The sequence below is a fragment of the Victivallis vadensis genome (assembly GCF_003096415.1).
Taxonomy (GTDB): domain Bacteria; phylum Verrucomicrobiota; class Lentisphaeria; order Victivallales; family Victivallaceae; genus Victivallis; species Victivallis vadensis.
Window position 1 is genome coordinate 106,112 of sequence record NZ_QEKH01000016.1, and the last position, 19,469, is coordinate 125,580.

The following is a 19,469-nucleotide window of genomic DNA, read 5'->3' on the forward strand; positions in this document are numbered from 1 at the left end:
GTTTTGAAATCTGAACTATCAGGAGGCTCAAAATGAAATATCCGGCCGGAATCGTTGCACTCATGGCGGCGGCCGCTGCGCTGTTCGCGTATGAATGGGCGCCGATGGAGATCAGGACCAGGGACGGACAGGTGTTTCCCGAAGCCTCGGTGGAACAACTGACGCCGTCGATGATCGACATCAGCTATGTGAAAGACGGGCATGTGGCCCTGAAAGGCCTCAACCTGTCCGAGTTGACGCCGGAGCTTCAGGAGAAGTTCCACTATGACCCGAAAGCGGCGGCGGAGTATCAGGCCAGAATTGAAAAATATAAGAACATCGATCTTGCGCGCGGCACTTCCGAGGACCTTGCAGCGCTGCCGCCGCGGGAGGAGACGGAGGAGGAAAAACTCGCCCGGATCCGCCGCAGCATCGAAAGCCGGCTGGCCGGAAAGGACATCGAAATCAATCCGGACGATCTCGATTACGTGCTCACCGCCGGCCGCCGCGCGGTGACCGTCAGCACCGTCGAACCGGCCCGGAACGGCACGGTGGTCCGGGTGCTGGAGGACCAGAGCACCCGCGAGAAGCTGCCCGGTATGATCATGATCCACGATGTGAAGCTGGCCGAAGGGCGGCCGTGGACCGGTTTCATCTACCCGACCGGGCTGAAAGCGCGGCTGCGCGGGGAAAACCAGCTGCCGGTTTTCTGCGATTCGCTGGAGGCGGCGCGGGAGCTGCTCGATATCTATCTGGATATCTACAGCGAATTCGCGCTGAACAACACTCCCGCCTCCCCGGACGCGCAGCAGGCCGCCCAGCCTCCCGACCAGAGCGTCGCCGATGCGCAGCAGCAGACTTCGGCGGCCGACAACTCCAGCGGAATCGATTACAAAGGGTACGGCTACTCCTATTATCTGGGCGGCAGTTACTGGCCGGTATACTGGTATCGGAATTACCATCCGTGGCGGCCCCGCCCGCCGAGACCGCCACGGCCGCCGTGGCCGGGACCTCCTCCGCCGCGTCCGCCTCATCCGGGCCATCGGCCGGACAGGCCGGATCAGCCCGACAGACCGCACCGGCCGGACAGACCCGACAGGCCCGACAGACCAGACCGGCCCAATCCTCCGCCGCGTCCGCAGCCGCAGCCTCAGCCCAGGCCGGTTTCGCCGCTGCAGCAGTTCCAGCAGCAGCTGAAGCCGCGGCCGGTCTCCCCGCCGCCCCGGACAGGATACCGTGAAATCCCGGTGCGTTCGACCATCTCCGGCCACGAGCTGGAGCGCAGCGGCCGGTTCCGGCGGTAAACAGTACGGGCTTTTCCGATATGCCGGAAAAGCCCGTGTTTTCAATCAGTCTGCGACCACCGAGTAGCACGCCTCCGCCGCCTGGCGGGCGGCGCTGGAGCTGTTGGGCGTCAGCAACTGCCTGACCTCAGCCATGCCCCGCTCCACCTCCTCCCGGCGTTCGCCGCCGGGCAGTATGCGTTCGACGGCGGGAATCAGTTTTCCGGGCGCGAAACGGTGCTGCAGGAACTCCTCGAACACCGCCCGGTTCGCGATGATGTTCACCATCGTGAAAAAGCCGCGGTAGAGCTTCACCACCAGCGACGCCATCAGGATCGTAATCCAGTTGAGCTTGTAGCCGACTACCAGCGGCAGCCCTGCGATCGCGGATTCGACGGTCACGGTGCCGCTGGCGGCAAGACCGGTTCCGGCGCGCTGCTGCCAGAAGCTGGTGTCGCCGCAGGTGATTTCGACTTCGGGGACATCAGGATGCTTCCGGCGGTATGCCGCGAACTTTTCCCGGCAGAGCCGGGCGATCTTCTCACGCGGCGCGGAGAGGTGGAATTTCAGCTCCGGATGGCGTTTCGCCAGTTCCGTTACGGTATCGAGCATCGGATACAGCAGGAAGTTGATCTCCATGGTGCGGCTTCCCGGCAGCAGCAGGAAATCCTCCGGGTTGCGTTCGACGCCGGGAATGCGCCGGTCGGCGACGATGTCGATCAGCGGATGCCCGACGAATTCGGTGCGCAGCTTCGTATGGGCGAACACTTCCGTTTCAAACGGGAAGATCACCAGCATTTTCGTGCAGATTTTCGCCAGCACCGGCAGCCGCCATTTGCCCCATACCCACAGATGCGGGCAGACGTACCAGATCACCGGAATCCGGTGGCGGTACATCATCAGCGCGAACAGCAGATTGAAGCCCGGATAATCGATCAGCACCACCGCTCCGGGCCGTTCCCGCTTCGCCTGTCCGACCAGCCGGAAAAAGATCCCGATGAAGGTGAAGATGTGTTTCAGCACTTCGATCACCCCGACCACGCCCAGCTCGGTCGAATCCACCCGGATATCGATGTCCGCCTTGCGCATTTCGGGGCCGCCCATTCCGGCGATTTCGATGGTTTCGCCGCGTTCGGCGGCGATCAGGCGCAGTTCGCGCGCAAGCTTCGCGCCGTAGACGTCGCCGGAGGCTTCGCCGGAGAGAATCCAGATCTTTTTCGCAGTTCCCATTGCAGACTCAGTTCTTTTCTTCCGGCTGGAACGTGTCGACCGCCAGCTGGGCGGTTTCGCGCAGGAAAGCGGCGTCGCCGCCGCCGATTTCGTCCGGCACGAACTTCACCTCGGAGACGGGCCGGTTGTACAGAAACGCGAACCACACGCACGCCTGAAGATATTCGCCGCGCAAATTCAGGTGGATCAGGTCGCGGCAGATTTTCAGCTCGCCGGTCGCCGGATTCTTGTCCCACCAGCTTTTGCCGACTACGTCGCCCGCCTGCGGAGGCAGGTCCGGCCAGTTCAGGGTGTCGATCAGCGCCGGATCGTAATTCTGAAACTTCACTTTGCCGTTCCGGCGGGTCAGCTCCACCGCGAAGCCGGTCGGGATGATCCGCAGCCGGCACTCCGCGCCGAGTTTGCGGTAGTTGGCGGTGAGTTGGTCGTACATCTGCTGTTGGCTGATTCCCCACGGGCTGCCGGGCAGGAACTGCGGATGGTCGGCGCGGTAGGCCCAGGTCTGCTGGATCACCACCTCCGCCTGCGGCGCATGATTCCCGACGTAGCCGATCAGGTTGTCCGCATAGGGCTGAAAGGTCTCCGGCCGCCAGCTGTCATGGCTGGCCTGCTGGATGGTCACGATGTCCCACGGTTCCCGCTCAAGAATGTCGCACAGCCGCTTGCCGCCCTGATACACGCGGCAGAGCGGATTGTTCTTTTCCGCTTCGACGTAGCTCCAGTGGCGGGCCAGCTCGCAGCCGCCGAAGTTGGCGCGGTCGAAGGTCAGGCCGCAGCCGGCCGATTCGACCACCTGTTTGAAATAACGGGTCAGGCTGTCGGTGAAGCTGTTGCCGATGGTGAGAATTTTCAGCGCGTCCATCAGAACTCCTCCTGTTATTTGAGACCGAGCACGTCCTGCATGTCGTACAGTCCGGGCTGGGCGTTGTGCAGGAACTCCACCGCCCGCAGCGCGCCCTTCACGAAAGTGTCGCGGCTGGAAGCCTTGTGGGTCAGCTCGACCCGTTCGCCGTCGATTGCGAAGATCACAGTGTGGTCGCCGACCACGTCGCCGCCGCGCAGCGAGTGCATGCCGATCTCATGTCTGGTGCGGGCGCCGACCAGCCCTTCGCGGCCGTGGCGGACGTCGGTGCCGTAATTCCAGCCCCGCGCCTCGCAGACGACTTCGGCGAGCCGGACGGCGGTGCCGGAGGGGGCGTCCTTTTTCTGGTTGTGGTGCATTTCGATGATTTCGCAGTCGTAGTCGAGGCCGAGGGTGCGGGCGGCTTCGCCGACCAGCTTGAAAAGCAGATTCACGCCGACGCTCATATTGTAGGAGGAGACGATCCGGCCGCCGTTGTCGGCCAGTTCGGCCAGCTGTCCTTTCTCGGCCTGGGAAAGCGCGGTGGTGCCGATCACGACGGCGCAGCCGTTCGCGACGGCGAGTTTGGTGCTTTCCACCACACCGGCGGTTGCGAAGTTGATCACGGCGTCGGCGTTTTTCACAAGTTCTTCGAGGTTGGCGGTGATCTTGACGCCGGCGGGGCCGCAGCCGGCGACAAGACCGGCATCTTCGCCGAGCAGCGGGGATTCGACGAATTCGGTCGCTCCCGCGAGGGTGAGGGTTTCGCTGGCCATGATGTTGGCGACGAGGCGGCGGCCCATGCGGCCGGCAGCGCCGATGACGATGGTACGAATCATAAACTCTTTCTCCTGAAAATAAAAAATAAAAAAAATCTAAAATAACAGCCGCTTCAGCGGCGTCGCCCCCGGCAGCTTGCCGGACGCGGTCCAGCTCTCCCAAAAATAAAAAATTTAAAATAACAGCCGCTTCAGCGGCGTCGCCCCCGGCAGCTTGCCGGACGCGGTCCAGCGGCGGAACGCTGGTCGGCTGCTGTCGGGCTGCGCAGGCGCAGCTCAGAAGCAGACGAAATGTAAGGTCGGCAAGAGCCGACCGCCCCGCGCCAATACCACCCGCGCAAAAGCGCTTGCCGGAATCAAAAATAAGCAACGCGAATTTTTGTTTCCGGCGGTAAGCGCGTTGCCGCCGCCATCACCTTTACGGCCACCGAAAACCACAGCAAAGCCGCATCCGCCTTGCCTGTTTTTCCCTGCTCTCCGGCATCACACCAGAATATCGCCCGGCCAAAGACGCTTCGCGCCACTCTCCAACAAGTATCTCTCCGTCCGTTCTTCATTGTTACAGATCGCCGCCGGAAGCTCGCGTTCCCGCATGGCCGCGTCTGCAATTACCATCCGTTGTCGCCGCCCCTCGCAGCGGCTCCGCGCTCTGAACCGCTGCTCAAAAATTGCTTCGCGCTTTTTGAGCAACGCGCGCTCCTCCGGGCGGTACTGTTCCGGTTGCGGTCCGCATTCGCGGACCTTGCATTTCGGCTGCTTCTGAGCTGCGCCTGCGCAGCTCGACAGCAGCCGACCAGCGCTTCTCCGCTGGACCGAGCCCGGCAAGCTGCCGGTGGCGACGCCGCTAAAGCGGCTTTTTTAATTTTTAATTTTTTAAAGGCCCGGAACCTGTTTCTGCTCCGCCTTCGGCGTCCAGAACGTCTCCGTACTGATCCCCATCGGCATCACCCGCACATCCCGGTATCGGCCCGAAACCGCCACCAGAGCGTACTGCGCGAACAAAAAGGTGTACGGCTGGTCCTCGTGCAGGATCGCCGCGATCCGGTGCGCCAGCTCAACCCGCTGCTTCATATCGAACGTTCCGCGCAATTCCACGATCAATTTGTCCAGTTCCGGATTCTTATAACTGATGTGATTGCTGCCCGTCGGCGCATCCGCCTGGCTCGAATGCCACACCTGATACGGATCGGGATCGAACGGACTCGTCCACGCCAGACAGCACGCATCGTAAGTGCGCTCGTTGAGCCGCTGCAGATAGACCGACCACTCCACATTCTGGATTTTCATATCGATCCCCGCCGCCGCGAACGACTCTTTCAAAAGCGGCATCATCCGCACCTGTGTGGAACTGGTCGCGATCTGAAGCATCGTAAATGAAAACTTCCTTCCGTCCTTTTCCAGAATGCCGTCGCCGTCGGCATCCTTCCAGCCCGCTTCGGCCAGCAGCTTTTTCGCGGCGGCGGGGTCGTAAGGCCACGGCCTGATCGACGGGTCCGCATACCGGCTTTTCGGATGGAACGGCCCGGTGACGATCTCCGCCAGATCGCGGTAGATGTCCTTTCTGATCTTTTCCCGGTCGGTCAGCATGGTCAGCGCCTGCCGCACCCGCCTGTCCTGAAAGAGCGGATTGCGCTCGTTGTAGCCGATGTAGGAGTACATCTGCTCAAGATATTTGTACTTTTTCAGCCGCCCGTCCCGGAACTCCGGGATATCGGTGCGGGTCACCCACTGGTCCGGGGTCAGGTTCAACAGATCCACATCGCCGGCCGTCAGCGCCTGAAAACGGGTGTTCGGATGCTTGATCACATCGTACACCAGATATTCCAGCGCCGGACCGGTGCCGTACCGGATGCCCCAGTAGTTCTCGTTGCGCCGGAACACGAACCGGCGGTCCCGGTCCCAGCGGATGAAGCGGTAGGGGCCGCAGCCGACGATAAAGGAGTTGCGCACATGGTCGTCGTTGAACTTCTTCCCGTCGAACGGCCCCGGATAATCGTGGTAGTAGTGGCGCGGCAGCGGATACAGCCCGAGCGTGATCGCCAGCGAGCCGTAGTACGCCTTGCTCCACTTCACGACGAATTCGTAGTCATTGACGATTTCAACCGATTCGAGGTCCTGATAGTATCCTCGCAGCGGCTCGCAGTTCACGTCGGGATTCTTCACCACATCGACCGCGAACTTGAAATCCGCCGCCTTCACTTCGACGTTGCGGAACTCCCTGCCGGTGACCGGGTCGGTGAAGTCCTGCCACATCACCCCCTTGCGCAGCTTGATGCGGTAGGTCTTGTGATCGGGCGAAATCGTCCAGGATTCGGCCAGCATCGGCTGGAACTCCTCCGGCGCGGCCCAGTTGCGCTCGGCCAGCGTGCTGGTGCATAGCCCGTAAAGCGACATCGCGGTATTTTCTCCCGAAATATAGGGATTCAGGTTCGGCGGGTCCGCCTGCAGCGTCTGGATCAGCCGCCCGCCGCGCACCGCGGCGGGGTCGAAGAACTCCCGGTTGGCCACTTCGGCGTTTCCGGCTGCGGGGGAGGCGGAAACGCGCGGTGCTGCCGCTGTCATCGCCCCCGAAGCGATCTTCTCATTCAGCGCGTCGAGCTTCTCCGCCACTTTCAGGTTGCTGGTCCGCAGCCGGTCCACCGACTGAATCGCGAGATAGCCGAACCAGGCGATCAGGACTGCGATCAGCGTCAGGATGAATTTGATGTAACCGCCGCTGTTCATATCTTCTCCGTCACCGTTGTGAAATCCGGTAGGTCATCACCGCCCCGAGTATCTGGAAGATGATATTCGGCAGCCACAGCAGATATTGCGGATACAGGTGCGGGAACGAACTCAGCGACTCGCACAGGATGATCGACAAAAAGAACACCCCCGCCAGAATCACGCTCAGGAACAGTCCGACCGAGGTTTCCCGGCGGCTGGTGCGGATCGCCAGCGGCAGCCCGAGCAGCAGAAACGCGATCGGCGACAGCGCGAAGGCGATCCGCTGGTTCAATTCCACTTCCAGCTCGGTGGTGTCGCGTTCCAGCTGCTTCGTCAGCCGGATCTTGCCCATCAGGTCGGTCAGCTTCATATATTTGGCCTTGGTCGAAATCCGGCGTTCATTGGCCTGCTTGCCGTAGTTGAAGCTGAATTCCAGCTGCTGCGTGAAGAAGCGGGTCGGCATTCCGGCGTCGCCGTCCTGCTGCTGCTCCGCGGCTCCCTTCTTGTCCACGACCAGACAGTCGAACAGACGCACGATCAGAAGTTGCTTCTCCTTGTCGACCAGCAGCTTGCCCCGCTCCGCGGAGATGTCCTGCGCGACCGTCTGCGGGTCGGAAAGCGTGTAAATCTGCACGCCCTTGATTCCGTCCTCGCCCTCTTTGTCGTCGATATAGATGATCGTGTTTTCAAATTCGATCTGCTTGCCCGGCTCGAAGATCGCGAGCGGCTGGTTGATCGCGGCGGTCTGCATCAGCGTCCGGGATTTACCCAGCAGGGGCGGCCCGACTTCCACTTGCAGATAGAGGCAGAAGAGCATCAGGAAGAAGGTGATGATCAGGATCGGCGACACGATCTGCAGGATCGACACCCCGCACGCCCGCATCGCGGTGATTTCGGAATCCGCCGAAAGCCGGCCGAACACCAGCATCACCGCCACCATCACCGCCCACGGCACCGTGAAGGTCAGGATGATCGGCAGGATGTAAAGGGTGAATTCAAAGAAGGTGAAGAAGCTGATCCCCTGCGACACATAGTCGAGCACCTTGACCAGGTTCGCGCCGGTCATGCCGAAGGTCAGGATGCCGATCGCCATAAAGAACGCGAGCAGAAAGCCGCGGGTCACATACCAGTTTAAAATTTTCATTGCGTTGTCTTTGCCCGTAAAACGGTTGAAATCCGGAATATTCCCGGTTAAGATACATTCAAAAACCGGATTTGGCAAATACGATGCCTCTTTTTCAGCCGTTTTTCACCGTTCGGCCGCCGGGACCGGAGGCGGCAGGGCGCGGAATGAAGAAAAAATTTCCGTTTTTTCTTCCGCCCCTCTTGACAAACGGCCGCTTCTGATTCATAATATATACGTATAAGCAAAGCGGGAAGGCAATCATGACGCAAAAAGACATCGCACTGAAATTGAACGTGTCGCAGGCGACGGTTTCGATGGCGCTGAAAGGCTCGCCCCGGATCTCGCAGGCGCTGCGCGACAGCGTGCGCAAGCTGGTCAATGATTGCGGTTACCGTCCGAACCTCGCCGGACAGCTGCTGCGGCGGGGGCGGAGCAACATCATCGGGGCGGTGTTCCCGTCATTGCGGCACGGGTTCCACGCCGAACTGTTTCAGGAGCTGCAAAGGCAACTGCTGCCGCAGGGATATCTGCTCTATTTGTGCTGCGCGGAATCCCGGGAGGAGCTGGTTTCGGTCGCCGGTTACCTGAAGCAGCTGCAGGTGGCCGGGGTGGTGGCGATCGGTTCGGCGGCGGAGGTGCTGCTGCCGCTGCGCGAAGCCGGAATCGCGCTGGTCTTTTACGGTGGAGACGCTCCGCTCGAAGCCGAAGTCAGCCAGGTGCTGCCGGACCGGCGCAGCGCGGGCATGGAGATGACCCGCTACCTGATCGGCAGGGGGAGGCGGCGGATCGCTTTCATCGGGGCCTCGAACCCGGATGAACCGCGTTTCTGCGGCTATCGCGCCGCGCTGGAGGAAGCCGGAATCGGGGTGGACCCGGCGCTGGTGCTCTTCGCCGCCGACGCGATGGGGGACGGGCACCGGATGATGCGGCTGCTGCTGGCGGAACAGCCGCGGGCGGACGCGGTGTTCTGCCATAACGACGAAACGGCCATCGGTGCGTTGCGCGCCGCCTCCGAGGCCGGAATCCGGGTGCCGGAGCAACTGGCGGTGGCCGGATTCGACAACATCGAGGCGGGGCGCTATTTCACGCCCGCGCTGACCACGGTGGAGCAGCCGCGCCGCGAAATCACCGATGCGCTGGTCGGTGAACTGCTGGCGGCCCTTGCCGACCCGGATCATCACCGTTTCGTTTCGATCGCCTGCCGTCAGGTGGTTCGCGAATCGGCGTAAAATTTTTTGCTCCCGTGTTTATACGAATTAACAACCTAATAACCGGAACGGAGAATCAGGATGAAGCCAAAATTTACCCTTATTGAGCTGCTTGTAGTGATAGCGATCATAGCGATTCTCGCAGCGATGCTGCTGCCGGCGCTGAACAAGGCGCGGGAAAAAGCACGGGACATCTCCTGTCTCTCCAACCAGAAGCAGGTCGGACAATATCTGCTTATGTATATTCAGCAGAATAACGATGTGATCCCCAATGCCCTTTCCAACTGGGGACGGAAAAACGGTACCGCAAAAGGGAAGTGGCAGGATATGCTCTATGCGAGCTTTATTGACAGCTCTTCTGTCAAAGATCAGGATGCTGTCGACTGGTGCTGGCTGAAGAGCAACAGGAAATCACCATTTTTGTGTCCTGCGCAAGCTGATCAGATGGTTATTGATTACATGGGACATCGACATTACGGAATCAACAACCGGGGCTTCGCGTCGAGTGAATATCCCACCACCGCCGGAGCGACAATCATCGACCGTAAAATCTCCAAAATCCGAAACGCTTCTGCACGGGCGGCGTTTATGGATATCGACCGTGGAACCACCGCCACCTGGCGCGGTTGCTCCGCCCACTATCGCGGCGTAATCATTGAAAACGGCGGAATTTGGCGCCACGGAAACAGCATCGGCACCAATATCACATTTGTCGACGGTCATTCGAAACTGATGAAATACGACCAGATTCCGAACAACCAGACAAATGAAGGGGGATACTTGTGGGCCACTGACGTGGAGACGAATCCAACCGGGTACTATTGAGAAAGACGGAGCTTTCGCTGAACTTCAGACAATGATAACAGAATCAGGGAGAAATCAATGAGATTGTTCGACAAATGCAAACTGCTGCTTGCCGGGATGGCACTGCCGGCTGTGATCGGCGCAGCCGATTTTCCGGCATTTCTGTATGTGAAAGACCGGGGAAGTCTGATGATCGACACCCGGTATGAATTTACCGTGTCCCGATTCGCACCGCCGGACTGGAAGCCTTCCGATCAGCGGAAAGTACGGATTGCCCCCGGATTTCCACGCCGGCAGGCCGGAACTTTCGAGCTGGAAGGGAAATTCGACGGCTTCCGGCTGCGGGAAACCGTCACCGGAACGGGACGCGACAGCTTCTCCTGGTCGATGCAATTGCAGGCCGGGGAGAAACCGGTGCCGTGTCAGTTGCTTTTCGGCGCGCTCAATCTGCCGTATGAATCCGGTGTGACCGTCGCCGTTGACGGCAAACCGGTCGCAATGTCCGATCAGGTAAGGAAAAAGAATGTGTTCGACGCCCCGGCGGAGCAGGTGGCGGTCACGGACCGTTTCGGCACACTGACCATCCGCGGGAAGTTTCGCGCGGTAGTGGCCGGAAACTTCGTAAACGCGAACGGCAACTATTATCAGCTGCGGCTGATGCCGGCGGAGAAAATGCCGGATTCGATCCGGGACTGGAAACTCGAATTGGAATTTGAAGGAGACTTCTCCCGATTCGACGTGAAAAGCGAGCCGGTCGATCTTTCCGGTGTTTTCAACCGCGCGTTTCATGATGAGGTCGCCGGAGACGGTAAGGGCGGCTGGACTGATCAGGGACCGGAAATGGATCTGCGCTCGCTGAGGAACGGGATGCATGATTTCAATAATATCAGGATCAAAGTCGAAGCGGGTGACAAAGCGTGTCTGGTGCTCCGGGAGGGAGAGACGGCACAGCTTCCAGTCACTCCGAAAACGGCCGAAAGTTCCCATTTGTATTTGCTGCACGCCTCGGCCTGGACTCCGATGTTTCCGCAGCCGGTCGGAACGCTTGAAATCGGTTATGCCGACGGCTCCCGCGAAAAACTGCCGGTGGTCGCCGGACGGGATTGCGGGAACTGGTATCAGCCGGTGAATTTCTCCAATGCGTTCGTCGCATGGCAGGGGAAAGTTCCGTCGGCGGCGGTCGGCCTGTATCTTTCCGGTTTCCCGCTGAAGGGGACGCCGCGAATGTTGAAATTCACCGGCGCAAAAGGCGTCTGGATGATTGCCGGAGCCGCACTGGCCGACGGACGGGCGCGTTTCCCGGTCAAGGGGCAGGCGTTTGTGGTTGAAGCGGGACCGCGCTGGCTGCCGATCCGGTTCGACGGGAAAACTGCGGCGAATTCTCCGCTTGATTTCTCCGGTTTCCGCGACATGCCCGCCGGGAAATACGGACGTATTGTCGCGAACCGGGAAGGGCATCTGGTATTTGAAAACGCTCCGGAAAAGCGGATCCGTCTTTTCGGCCCGAATCTGGTCGGTACTGCCAACTACCTCGATCACAAGACTGCTGAGGATTTTATCGAAAAAGCGGAACGGCTCGGTTATAATACAATCCGTTTCCATCACTTCGAGAACGATCTGCTTGACCGGAAAGCCCAGGACTCCCTGACCATCGATCCGGTCAAGCTCGATCAACTCCACTATCTGTTCGCACGGCTCAAGGAACGCGGCTTTTATCTCTGCATCGATCTTTACGCAAGCCGGAGGTTGAAGGCGGGCGACAACATCCCGGAATTCGACAATACCGGAGAATTCAGCATGAAGAACCTCGTCTGCATCAGTCCCGCTGCACTGGAGAACTGGAAGGAGTTCGCACGCCGGGTCCTGACCGCGAAAAATCCCTATACCGGCATGACGATGGCCGAGGATCCGGCGTTGTACGCCCTGAACCTGGTTAATGAAAACACTCTGATCACGGAATGGGACAGTGTGCGCACCTCCCGCGCCGCCGCGGAGATCATCCGCAAACGTTTCCGGGAGTATCTGAAACAGCCGGGGACGCCGCAGCCGGACGATAACGTCAGAGAAAACGGTCTGTTCATAGAATTCCTGCAACAGCTTCAGGCCGATTGTATTGCCGAACAGATGCGTTTCCTGCGCAACGAGCTGAAACTGAAAGCCTTGATCACCGACCTGAACCATCAGCACCAGTTCACGCTTGCCGGATTACGTTCCAAGCTGGATCTGGTGGATAATCATCAATACTGGGATCATCCGAGCTTTCCAATGAAGCGGTGGAATTATCCTTTCTGCTTCCGGAACCAGTCCGCCATTTCACTTGAAGCCGCCAGCCCGCGTCTGCTGATGCCCACGCGGATTTTCGGCAAGCCGTTCACTGTGACGGAGTTCAATTTCTGCGTGCCCAATACTTACAGGGTCGAATGTCCGACCGTGTTCGGCGGTTATGCCGCATTGCAGGATTGGGACGGACTGTACCGCTTCGCCTGGTCGCACGGCAAACCCGGCATGCGGAACGTAAACCGGGTTCTCAGCCAGTTCGACATTGTGAACAACATTCAGGCCCAGATGGCGGAACGGATCATGTATCTGCTCTTCGTACGCGGCGACGTCCGTCCCGCCGAATCCGCCGTCGCTTTCTCCTTCAAACCGGAACAGATCAGGCGAGTTGGCGGCAACTCGCGGGCGGGTGCCTATCCGGATGCCTTCTCCCGGCTCGGTCTGTGGGGACGCATCGGCACCCTGCCGGAGAAAACGGACCGGGCCGGCGTGCTCAAGGTCGATCCGTTGGAAAACGGCTGGGAAAGGTCGCTTCCCCAACCGGCCCGCGATGCTTTGGAAACGCTCGGTAAAACGGGGATTGTAAGCTCTTCGACCGGCGAACTTACGCTGGATAAGAAGCGCAACCAGCTGCGCATCGTCACTCCCCGCAGCGAAGTCGTGACCGGAACCGGCGATGCAGCCTGTAAGGTGATGCGTGTCAGTAAGATGAACTGTTACCAGACGGTCGCCCTGCAGTCGTTGGACGAACGACCGTTGACGGAGAGCGGAAAACTGCTGCTCTCTCACCTGACCGACCTTTCCAACGATCAGCTTCAATTCGACGATGATTCCCGCCGGGTATTGCGCAGTTGGGGAAAATTGCCGCAAATGCTGGAAAAGGGCAGTGCGGAAGTACAGCTCTCACTTCCACAGGAAATGAGAGTCACCCCGCTGCAGTTGAACGGTACTCCGGCTGACCGACCGCTGGAAACCTCCTATCGGGACGGCGTGCTCTCTTTCCGGATTGCCACCGACCTGCTGCCGGGCGGCAATCTCGGCTATGTATTAACCCCTGTCAATCAATAATGAAAAGAGAACATGCGCATCCATCCCGAATACGAATGGAAGAAGATCACGCCGGACGACGGCCACTACTTCTTCGGCTACTACGACCGCAACCCGTGGAACTGCGACGGCAGCCGCCACCTGACGCTGAAGGCGCCGCAGTGCGAACGGCTGCCGCTTCCCGGCGAGACCGCCGAAATCGGCCTGCTCGACGGCAAAGGCGGTTACGAGCCGCTGACCCGCACCCGGTGCTGGTGTCACCAGCAGGGCAGCATGGAACTTTTCCTGCCGCGGCGGCCGGACTGCTTCATCTACAACGATTTCGACCCGGAGGAGCAAAAGCCGGTCGCCCGGATTTTTCAGATCGGCAAAGGCGTCGTCGGCCGGTATGAACGCCCCATCTATGCGATTTCGCCGGACGGGCGATATGGGGTGTCTCTGAATTTCGGGCGGATTCCGCGGCGCGGCTACAGCTACGCCGACACCCCCGTCCCCCCGGAGCGTCATCCCGCCGATCCCGACGCCGACGGCCTGTGGCTGATCGACCTCGGCACCGGCGTTTCCCGGCTGATCGTCAGCTACCGGACCATGCTCGAACGCCATCCGTTCCGCTACGGCGCGGAACAGGCTTATGTCTGGCTCAACCATGCGATCTTCAACTGCGATTCGACCCGGCTGCTCTGGCTCTTCCGCCAGTGTGCCGACCCGGCGCGGATGACCGGCTGCTGCTGGCAGACTTTCATGTATACCTGCGGCCTCTCCGGGGAGGACGCCGAATGCGTCTTGCCGGAGGTCTACTGGCATAATCGCATCTCCCATCAGATCTGGGGGCGGACGCCGCGCGAAGTGCTGGTCGACGCCGACTGGCGCGGGACGGGGCATGAGGTCGTGGTGTTCGACGAATCCCGTCGCCCCTTTCTGGCGGAACGGCTTTCGCCCGGACATGGCCGGATGTCCCATCTGGTCTTTTCGCCGGACGGAAAGCGGCTGCTCTCCGACAGCTATCCGGCCGGCGGCATTCAGGAACTGCACCTGATCGAAGCCGATACCGGCCGCTGCACGCTGTTGGGCCGTTTCCGCCATGAACAGCCGGCGGGAACCATCGTCGAAGTCCGGTGCGACCTGCATCCGCGCTGGAGCCCGGACGGCAAACGGGTCACGGTCGACTCCATCCACGATGGCCGGCGCGGAATCTATCTGCTGGAGCTGGAGTGACCGCCTCTCTGATCATCCTTTCGGGTTCCTTCTGAAATAACGCCTTGTGCAAATTTCTTGAACCGGGATTTCGCCTTTGGCGACCAAGGCGCTTCGCCCTTGGAACCCGACCGGCAAGGTGCCGGCGCCGAATACTTGAGAGTCGGGAAAACCGGAACGGTTTTCCCTCCGGGTAGGGGGAGCCCTGATGGAGACGGGTATGGAGCGTACAGGAGCGGCACACCGCTCCGGTCGGCGACCGCGTCGGCTTTTTTGCCGACGCCGGGCACTCCCTGCGGTGAGCTGCCGCCGGAGGTCACGCGCGGAACGGCCAGATGCTGACCGGGTAATAGACAGATACTCTGATGGAGGCTGATAAGAGTTTATCTGCCGATATACGCAAAACGAGGTCAGGCAACAATACAATTGCCATATCATAGGCAAGCATATCTTTGAGTACGAGCCTTACTGAACCTTGCCTGTATTATGGGATAGGCAAGACGAGATCAGACAACAATACAATTGCCATATTACAGGCAAGCATATCTTTGAGTACGAGCCTTACTGAACCTTGCCTGTATTATGAGGATAGGCAGAGTTCAGCCTCCACGAGGGTAACTTCACATCATCCGGTCAGCATCTGGAGGTTCCGAGCGTGACCTCCGGCGGCAGCTCACCGCAGGGAGTGCCTAAAGCCTGCAAAAAAGCAGGCTTTGCGCCGACCGGAGCGGTGTGCCGCTCCTGTACGCTCCATGCCCGTCTCCATCAGGGCTCCCCCCACCCGGAGGGAAAACCGTTCCGGTTTTCCCGACTCTCAAGTATTCGGCGCCGGCACCTTGCCGGTCGGGTTCCAAGGGCGAAGCGCCTTGGTCGCCAAAGGCGAAATCCCGGTTCAAGAAACTTGTACATGGCGTGAAATACAGGAAATCCGTGTTTTCCTTCTTGACAGGACACGGATTTTCGGATATATTGTGTCTGTTATCTTTAAGTTTATTGTAATCAAATAGTTGTGACTGTAAAACATATTTGGATGCTGCCGTGCGGAAAATATTTATTTTCTTATGGTAACCACTTTGTTTCAGTCTGAATGCTTTTTTTTAACGGACAGGTTAAGCTGTGGCTTTAGTAAGGAGTCGGCGTCAGAACGCAGATGCAGCGGCGACGCGCTTTGATTTCACCCTCCTTGAGCTGTTGATCACGGGCGCCATCGTTGCCTTGCTGGCGGGAATGGTATTGCCGGCGTTGAACCGGGCGCGCGATCAGGCGCGGGAGATTACCTGTGCGGGCAGTTTGAAGCAGTTGGGCGCAGCTCATGCCCAATACGCTCAGGCGAGCGATGATTTCACGGTTCCTCCGGCGGTCAAATGGGAGTGGTGGAAATATTGGCCGGGCAATCCGCTGTTCCGTTCGCTGCTCGGGCTGGAAAGCGCGTTTTATCAAAGCCGCGAGGAATATGAGGCCTCCTATCCGGTCTTTCCGCGCGGCATGGCCTGCGGCAAGGCGGTTCGCGCTCAGGAACCCGATCTTCAGGGGCGGCGCGGCAACATCACCTATTCTTACGGAATCAATGCCGAACAGGCCGGCGGGGAGGTCCCGTCCGGTTATGCCGGATTCAAATTGAGCCGGATCAAGACGCCTTCCGGCCTGATGGCTTATGCGGACGGCCTGAACGCCCGGCTTTCGAAGGGCTTCGCCGATCCGCGCGGCAACTATTGGAAAACGGGGGAAGCGGCCGGCAGCTTCGCGATCCCCTACCGCCACCGGAGTCGGACGGCGCTGAACGCGGCATTTCAGGATGGTCATGTCGCGGAAAACCACTGGGAACAGGTCCGGGATAACGATATTTTCTGGGTGGATAAGCGGGCTTTCGTGTTCCGGGACTGAAATCGGGAAAAATCCGGATCGGGGGGTGGAAATTTCATGCTCCGGTGGTACATTTCCTGAAACGACAACTGATTTCCCGGAGATTTGACAATGAGCCAGATCAAACAATTCGCGCTGCTGCTGACTGTGGCCGGGGCGCTTGGCGCGATCGCCGGAATAAAGGACGGTATCCCTATGGAACGGCTCTCCTCCTCCCATCCTCGGCTGCTGGTCGGCCGGGAGCAATTCGCCGCGTTGAAGCAGAATGCGCAAGCTCCGGCCGGACAGGCATTGGCGGCTCGAATCCGGCATGACGCGGAGCTGATCCTCGGCTATCCGCCCCAGCCGCGGGAGATGATCGGGCGGCGGCTGCTGTCGGCTTCGCGTAACGTGCTGTACCGGGTCAATACGCTGGCGGTGGCGTTCCGCCTGACCGGGAAGCGGGAATATGCCGACCGGGCGATCCGGGAGATGCTGAATGCCGCCTCCTATTCCGACTGGAATCCCTCGCATTTTCTCGACGTCGGTGAAATGACGCTGGCGGTCGCCGTCGGTTATGACTGGCTGTATGAACTGCTGACGCCGGAGCAGCGCTCCGCGATTGAGCTGGCGATCATCGACAAGGGGCTGAAGCCGTCGTTTCAGGGGAAACAGGGGTGGGTCCGGGGAACCAACAACTGGAACGCGGTCTGCCATGCCGGAATGGTGGCCGGCGCGCTGGCGGTGGCCGACCGGGAGCCGGAGCTGGCGCGCCGGACGATCGAACGGGCAGTGGAAAACCTGCCGCGTTCGATGAAGGCCAGCTATTTTCCGAACGGCGCTTATCCCGAAGGGCCGATGTACTGGGGATACGGCACCGAATTCACCACGGTGCTGCTGGCGCTGCTGGACGGGGCGTTCGGCGAAGACTTCGGGCTTTCCGCACAGCCCGGCTTCGATAAGACCGGGGATTTCATCCTGGCCACGACCGGTCCGACCGGGAAACCGTTCAACTATGCCGATTGCGTGAATTCGCGCGGCGCTTCTTTTGCAACGGTCTGGCTGGCCCGGAAATTCGACCGGCCGGACTGGTTCGACACGGAGATGAAAAAGCTGCTGGCGCATGCTTCAGAGGCGCGGCCCCGTTCGGTCGCAAAGGGCGGCAACCGGCTGCTGCCGCTGGCTTTGCTTTACCTGAAGGTTCCGGAAGGGGAAAGTCCGGCGCCATTGGCCTACTACAGCGGCAAAGAGTCGCTGGTGCCGATCAGCGTTCACCGCTCCGACCGTACCGCAAAGGCGGCGTGGGTCGGCCTGAAAGCGGGGGCGCCGGCCGGGCCGCACGGCCACATGGACGGCGGTTCGTTCGTCTTCGAAACGGAGGGATACCGCTGGGCGGTCGATCTCGGCATGGAAAACTATACGAAAATCGAAGCGACCGGACTCAGGCTGTGGGATTCCACGCAGGGGTCCGACCGCTGGAAAGTGTTCCGGCTCAGCCCGGAGAGCCACAACATCCTGCGGATCGACAACCGGCAGCAGAATGTGAAAGGGAAGAGCCGCATTGTGAAATTCAGTGAAAATTCCACGGAGATGGACCTGACGCCTCTTTATACTCCGGTGGTGAAAAAAGCGACCCGCACCGCGACATTGCTGCCGGGGCGGGCGCTGGAAATCCGGGACCGGCTGACCGGCCTTCCGCCGGGGGCGGAAGTCACGTGGCAGATGTGTACCTTCGCCGAGCCGGAAATCCGTCCGGACGGGACGCTGCTGCTGCGCCACGGCAGACAGGAGCTGCTGATGGACAAGAACAGCCCCGGCGACTGGCAGGTCGTGCCGGAAGCGGAATTGCGCCAACCGTATGACTCGCCGAATCCCGGCGCCCGGATGATCCGCTTCGCCGTGCCGGCTCCCGCCGACGGCAAGCTGGAGTGGGCGGTGACGCTGACGCCGCTTCCGCGGAGAACCCCGGCCGGACACCGGTAATGCCGGTCCGGCTACGGATTGTGCAGAACTTCCGCGTGCGGAGCATCACACTCCGGAAGATGGATTCGTCGGCGGTTTGTTTTCAATTCCAATTGCCATCCAGTGCAATACGATTTTTTCGAGGGTGTCGGGCAGGCCGACGATGGGACCGGAGAATACAACGCTGATTGTATTAGGCGCGTAAAGCGAGATCGCGAAGGGAGCGTTGGTCAGATTGTCTATCTCCACGGAAGCTGTAACACTCAGCGGTTTGTCGACAAATGAACGGGGAAACACGATCGAACCGGAAACGAAGGCTTCGGGCGTGAGGACTTCCTTGCTTCCGAACTGCATGATCAGCCCGCCGGGAAATCGGATATATCCGGAGTTTTCTGTTCCGGATTTTTCTGTATAGTTGGTGAATGTGTCCAGCTTCAGCTTGTCTGCCGCCGCCATCAGCCCGGCCGCGCCGGAAGTGGCCTGCGGAAGGACCAATGCGCCGGAGTCATCCGGAGTCAATCCGTTCACCGAAGATACCTTTCCCGCCAGCGCGGTCGCCAGTCCGGTCACATCGGCGGCGGCATGTGTGTGTCCGACCGCGGCCTTGCCATCGAGGAGGCTTTGCAGTCCGGTCACATCGGCAACCGCATGTCCATGCACGGAAGCCGCCTTGCTGTTGAGCATCGTCTGCAGATCGGTCACATTCGCGATGGTATGAGAGTGCGCCGCGGGCGGAAACGTCGACGGCTTATCGGCCAGTTCCGTCCAGCTGGAAACTCCGCCTACGGCAGTACCGCCATAGGCCAGTTTGCCGCCTGTCTCGCTGATTTTATCCAATGCCGCTTTGTTGGCGTGTTCGTGAGCTTTATTCACGGTGGCCTGCAAATCGGTCACATTTGCAATGGTATGGGTGTGCGCCGCGGGTGGAAAGGTCGACGGCTTCCCGGCCAGATCGGAATATTGGCCGCTGAAAGCTTCGGATTTCTTCTGGTAAGCGGCAAGTTCGCTCTGGTTCACCTTGCCGGTCAATTCGCTCTTCATCGCCAGCTCGGACTTGTTGAGCTTGCCCCATTCTCCGACCGTCTGCGGCTTGGAGTAAGGCGCATCAGGTACCGCAATGCTCGTGCCGGTCCACAGAGTGATCTCATCATCAGGGATGTACTGCAAGCGGACCTCGTCGACCAGTCCGCT

General features: G+C 60.0%; 14 protein-coding genes. 7 read left to right on the forward strand and 7 right to left on the reverse strand.

All coding sequences use genetic code 11. The annotated features are described in order from the left end of the window. Positions 1 to 32 precede the first annotated feature (32 nt). Positions 33 to 1,283: a hypothetical protein gene (locus C8D82_RS10950; RefSeq protein WP_116884330.1), complete on the forward strand. Its 1,251-nt coding sequence runs from the start codon at positions 33 to 35 to the stop codon at positions 1,281 to 1,283. Between the two features lie 45 nt (positions 1,284 to 1,328). Here C8D82_RS10950 and lpxB read toward each other — a convergent pair whose 3' ends face one another. The 6 genes from lpxB to C8D82_RS10980 all read right to left on the reverse strand — a co-directional run bounded on the left by lpxB (position 1,329) and on the right by C8D82_RS10980 (position 7,962). Further along, positions 1,329 to 2,492: a lipid-A-disaccharide synthase gene (gene lpxB / locus C8D82_RS10955; RefSeq protein WP_116884331.1), complete on the reverse strand. Its 1,164-nt coding sequence runs from the start codon at positions 2,490 to 2,492 to the stop codon at positions 1,329 to 1,331. A 7-nt stretch (positions 2,493 to 2,499) separates the two neighbouring features. Next, positions 2,500 to 3,354, reverse strand: coding sequence for a DUF4886 domain-containing protein (locus C8D82_RS10960; protein ID WP_116884332.1), 855 nt, complete (start codon positions 3,352 to 3,354; stop codon positions 2,500 to 2,502). A gap of 14 nt (positions 3,355 to 3,368) precedes the next feature. Next, positions 3,369 to 4,172 (reverse strand): 4-hydroxy-tetrahydrodipicolinate reductase, encoded by an 804-nt coding sequence (gene dapB, locus C8D82_RS10965; RefSeq protein ID WP_207776115.1) that lies wholly within the window; start codon positions 4,170 to 4,172, stop codon positions 3,369 to 3,371. A gap of 296 nt (positions 4,173 to 4,468) precedes the next feature. After that, complete coding sequence (locus C8D82_RS20665) at positions 4,469 to 4,669, reverse strand: hypothetical protein (RefSeq protein ID WP_133245155.1); 201 nt, start codon at positions 4,667 to 4,669, stop codon at positions 4,469 to 4,471. Between the two features lie 316 nt (positions 4,670 to 4,985). Then, positions 4,986 to 6,836 (reverse strand): ABC transporter substrate-binding protein, encoded by a 1,851-nt coding sequence (locus C8D82_RS10975; RefSeq protein ID WP_116884334.1) that lies wholly within the window; start codon positions 6,834 to 6,836, stop codon positions 4,986 to 4,988. A gap of 10 nt (positions 6,837 to 6,846) precedes the next feature. Beyond that, positions 6,847 to 7,962 carry an LptF/LptG family permease gene (locus C8D82_RS10980; RefSeq protein ID WP_133245156.1) on the reverse strand — a complete coding sequence of 372 codons (1,116 nt, stop codon included), beginning with the start codon at positions 7,960 to 7,962 and terminating at the stop codon, positions 6,847 to 6,849. 242 nt (positions 7,963 to 8,204) lie between these two features. On the opposite strand from C8D82_RS10980, the gene C8D82_RS10985 reads away from it, so the two are divergent. The 6 genes from C8D82_RS10985 to C8D82_RS11015 all read left to right on the forward strand — a co-directional run bounded on the left by C8D82_RS10985 (position 8,205) and on the right by C8D82_RS11015 (position 18,299). Beyond that, positions 8,205 to 9,173, forward strand: coding sequence for a LacI family DNA-binding transcriptional regulator (locus C8D82_RS10985; RefSeq protein ID WP_116884336.1), 969 nt, complete (start codon positions 8,205 to 8,207; stop codon positions 9,171 to 9,173). A 60-nt stretch (positions 9,174 to 9,233) separates the two neighbouring features. After that, positions 9,234 to 9,977: a prepilin-type N-terminal cleavage/methylation domain-containing protein gene (locus C8D82_RS21200; RefSeq protein ID WP_165833018.1), complete on the forward strand. Its 744-nt coding sequence runs from the start codon at positions 9,234 to 9,236 to the stop codon at positions 9,975 to 9,977. A gap of 57 nt (positions 9,978 to 10,034) precedes the next feature. Then, positions 10,035 to 13,301: a hypothetical protein gene (locus C8D82_RS10995; RefSeq protein ID WP_116884337.1), complete on the forward strand. Its 3,267-nt coding sequence runs from the start codon at positions 10,035 to 10,037 to the stop codon at positions 13,299 to 13,301. Between the two features lie 12 nt (positions 13,302 to 13,313). Beyond that, positions 13,314 to 14,495, forward strand: coding sequence for a TolB family protein (locus C8D82_RS11000; protein WP_116884338.1), 1,182 nt, complete (start codon positions 13,314 to 13,316; stop codon positions 14,493 to 14,495). A 1,212-nt stretch (positions 14,496 to 15,707) separates the two neighbouring features. Beyond that, entirely contained in the window at positions 15,708 to 16,358 is a 651-nt protein-coding gene (locus tag C8D82_RS11010) for a hypothetical protein (protein ID WP_133245157.1), read from the forward strand. Positions 16,359 to 16,448: 90 nt separating this feature from the next. Next, entirely contained in the window at positions 16,449 to 18,299 is a 1,851-nt protein-coding gene (locus tag C8D82_RS11015; RefSeq protein WP_116884341.1) for a heparinase II/III domain-containing protein, read from the forward strand. A gap of 45 nt (positions 18,300 to 18,344) precedes the next feature. On the opposite strand, the gene C8D82_RS11020 is transcribed toward C8D82_RS11015, so the two are convergent. Further along, positions 18,345 to 19,469: gp53-like domain-containing protein (locus tag C8D82_RS11020; protein WP_207776116.1), on the reverse strand; the 1,125-nt coding region annotated here is incomplete at its 5' end.

What these genes read in the sequence shown, in the direction of transcription:
- C8D82_RS10950 (WP_116884330.1), top strand. Translation starts at nt 33, where the DNA reads ATGAAATATCCGGCCGGAATCGTTGCACTCATGGCGGCGGCCGCTGCG.
- lpxB (WP_116884331.1), bottom strand. Translation starts at nt 2,492, where the DNA reads ATGGGAACTGCGAAAAAGATCTGGATTCTCTCCGGCGAAGCCTCCGGC.
- C8D82_RS10960 (WP_116884332.1), bottom strand. Translation starts at nt 3,354, where the DNA reads ATGGACGCGCTGAAAATTCTCACCATCGGCAACAGCTTCACCGACAGC.
- dapB (WP_207776115.1), bottom strand. Translation starts at nt 4,172, where the DNA reads ATGATTCGTACCATCGTCATCGGCGCTGCCGGCCGCATGGGCCGCCGC.
- C8D82_RS20665 (WP_133245155.1), bottom strand. Translation starts at nt 4,669, where the DNA reads ATGAAGAACGGACGGAGAGATACTTGTTGGAGAGTGGCGCGAAGCGTC.
- C8D82_RS10975 (WP_116884334.1), bottom strand. Translation starts at nt 6,836, where the DNA reads ATGAACAGCGGCGGTTACATCAAATTCATCCTGACGCTGATCGCAGTC.
- C8D82_RS10980 (WP_133245156.1), bottom strand. Translation starts at nt 7,962, where the DNA reads ATGAAAATTTTAAACTGGTATGTGACCCGCGGCTTTCTGCTCGCGTTC.
- C8D82_RS10985 (WP_116884336.1), top strand. Translation starts at nt 8,205, where the DNA reads ATGACGCAAAAAGACATCGCACTGAAATTGAACGTGTCGCAGGCGACG.
- C8D82_RS21200 (WP_165833018.1), top strand. Translation starts at nt 9,234, where the DNA reads ATGAAGCCAAAATTTACCCTTATTGAGCTGCTTGTAGTGATAGCGATC.
- C8D82_RS10995 (WP_116884337.1), top strand. Translation starts at nt 10,035, where the DNA reads ATGAGATTGTTCGACAAATGCAAACTGCTGCTTGCCGGGATGGCACTG.
- C8D82_RS11000 (WP_116884338.1), top strand. Translation starts at nt 13,314, where the DNA reads ATGCGCATCCATCCCGAATACGAATGGAAGAAGATCACGCCGGACGAC.
- C8D82_RS11015 (WP_116884341.1), top strand. Translation starts at nt 16,449, where the DNA reads ATGAGCCAGATCAAACAATTCGCGCTGCTGCTGACTGTGGCCGGGGCG.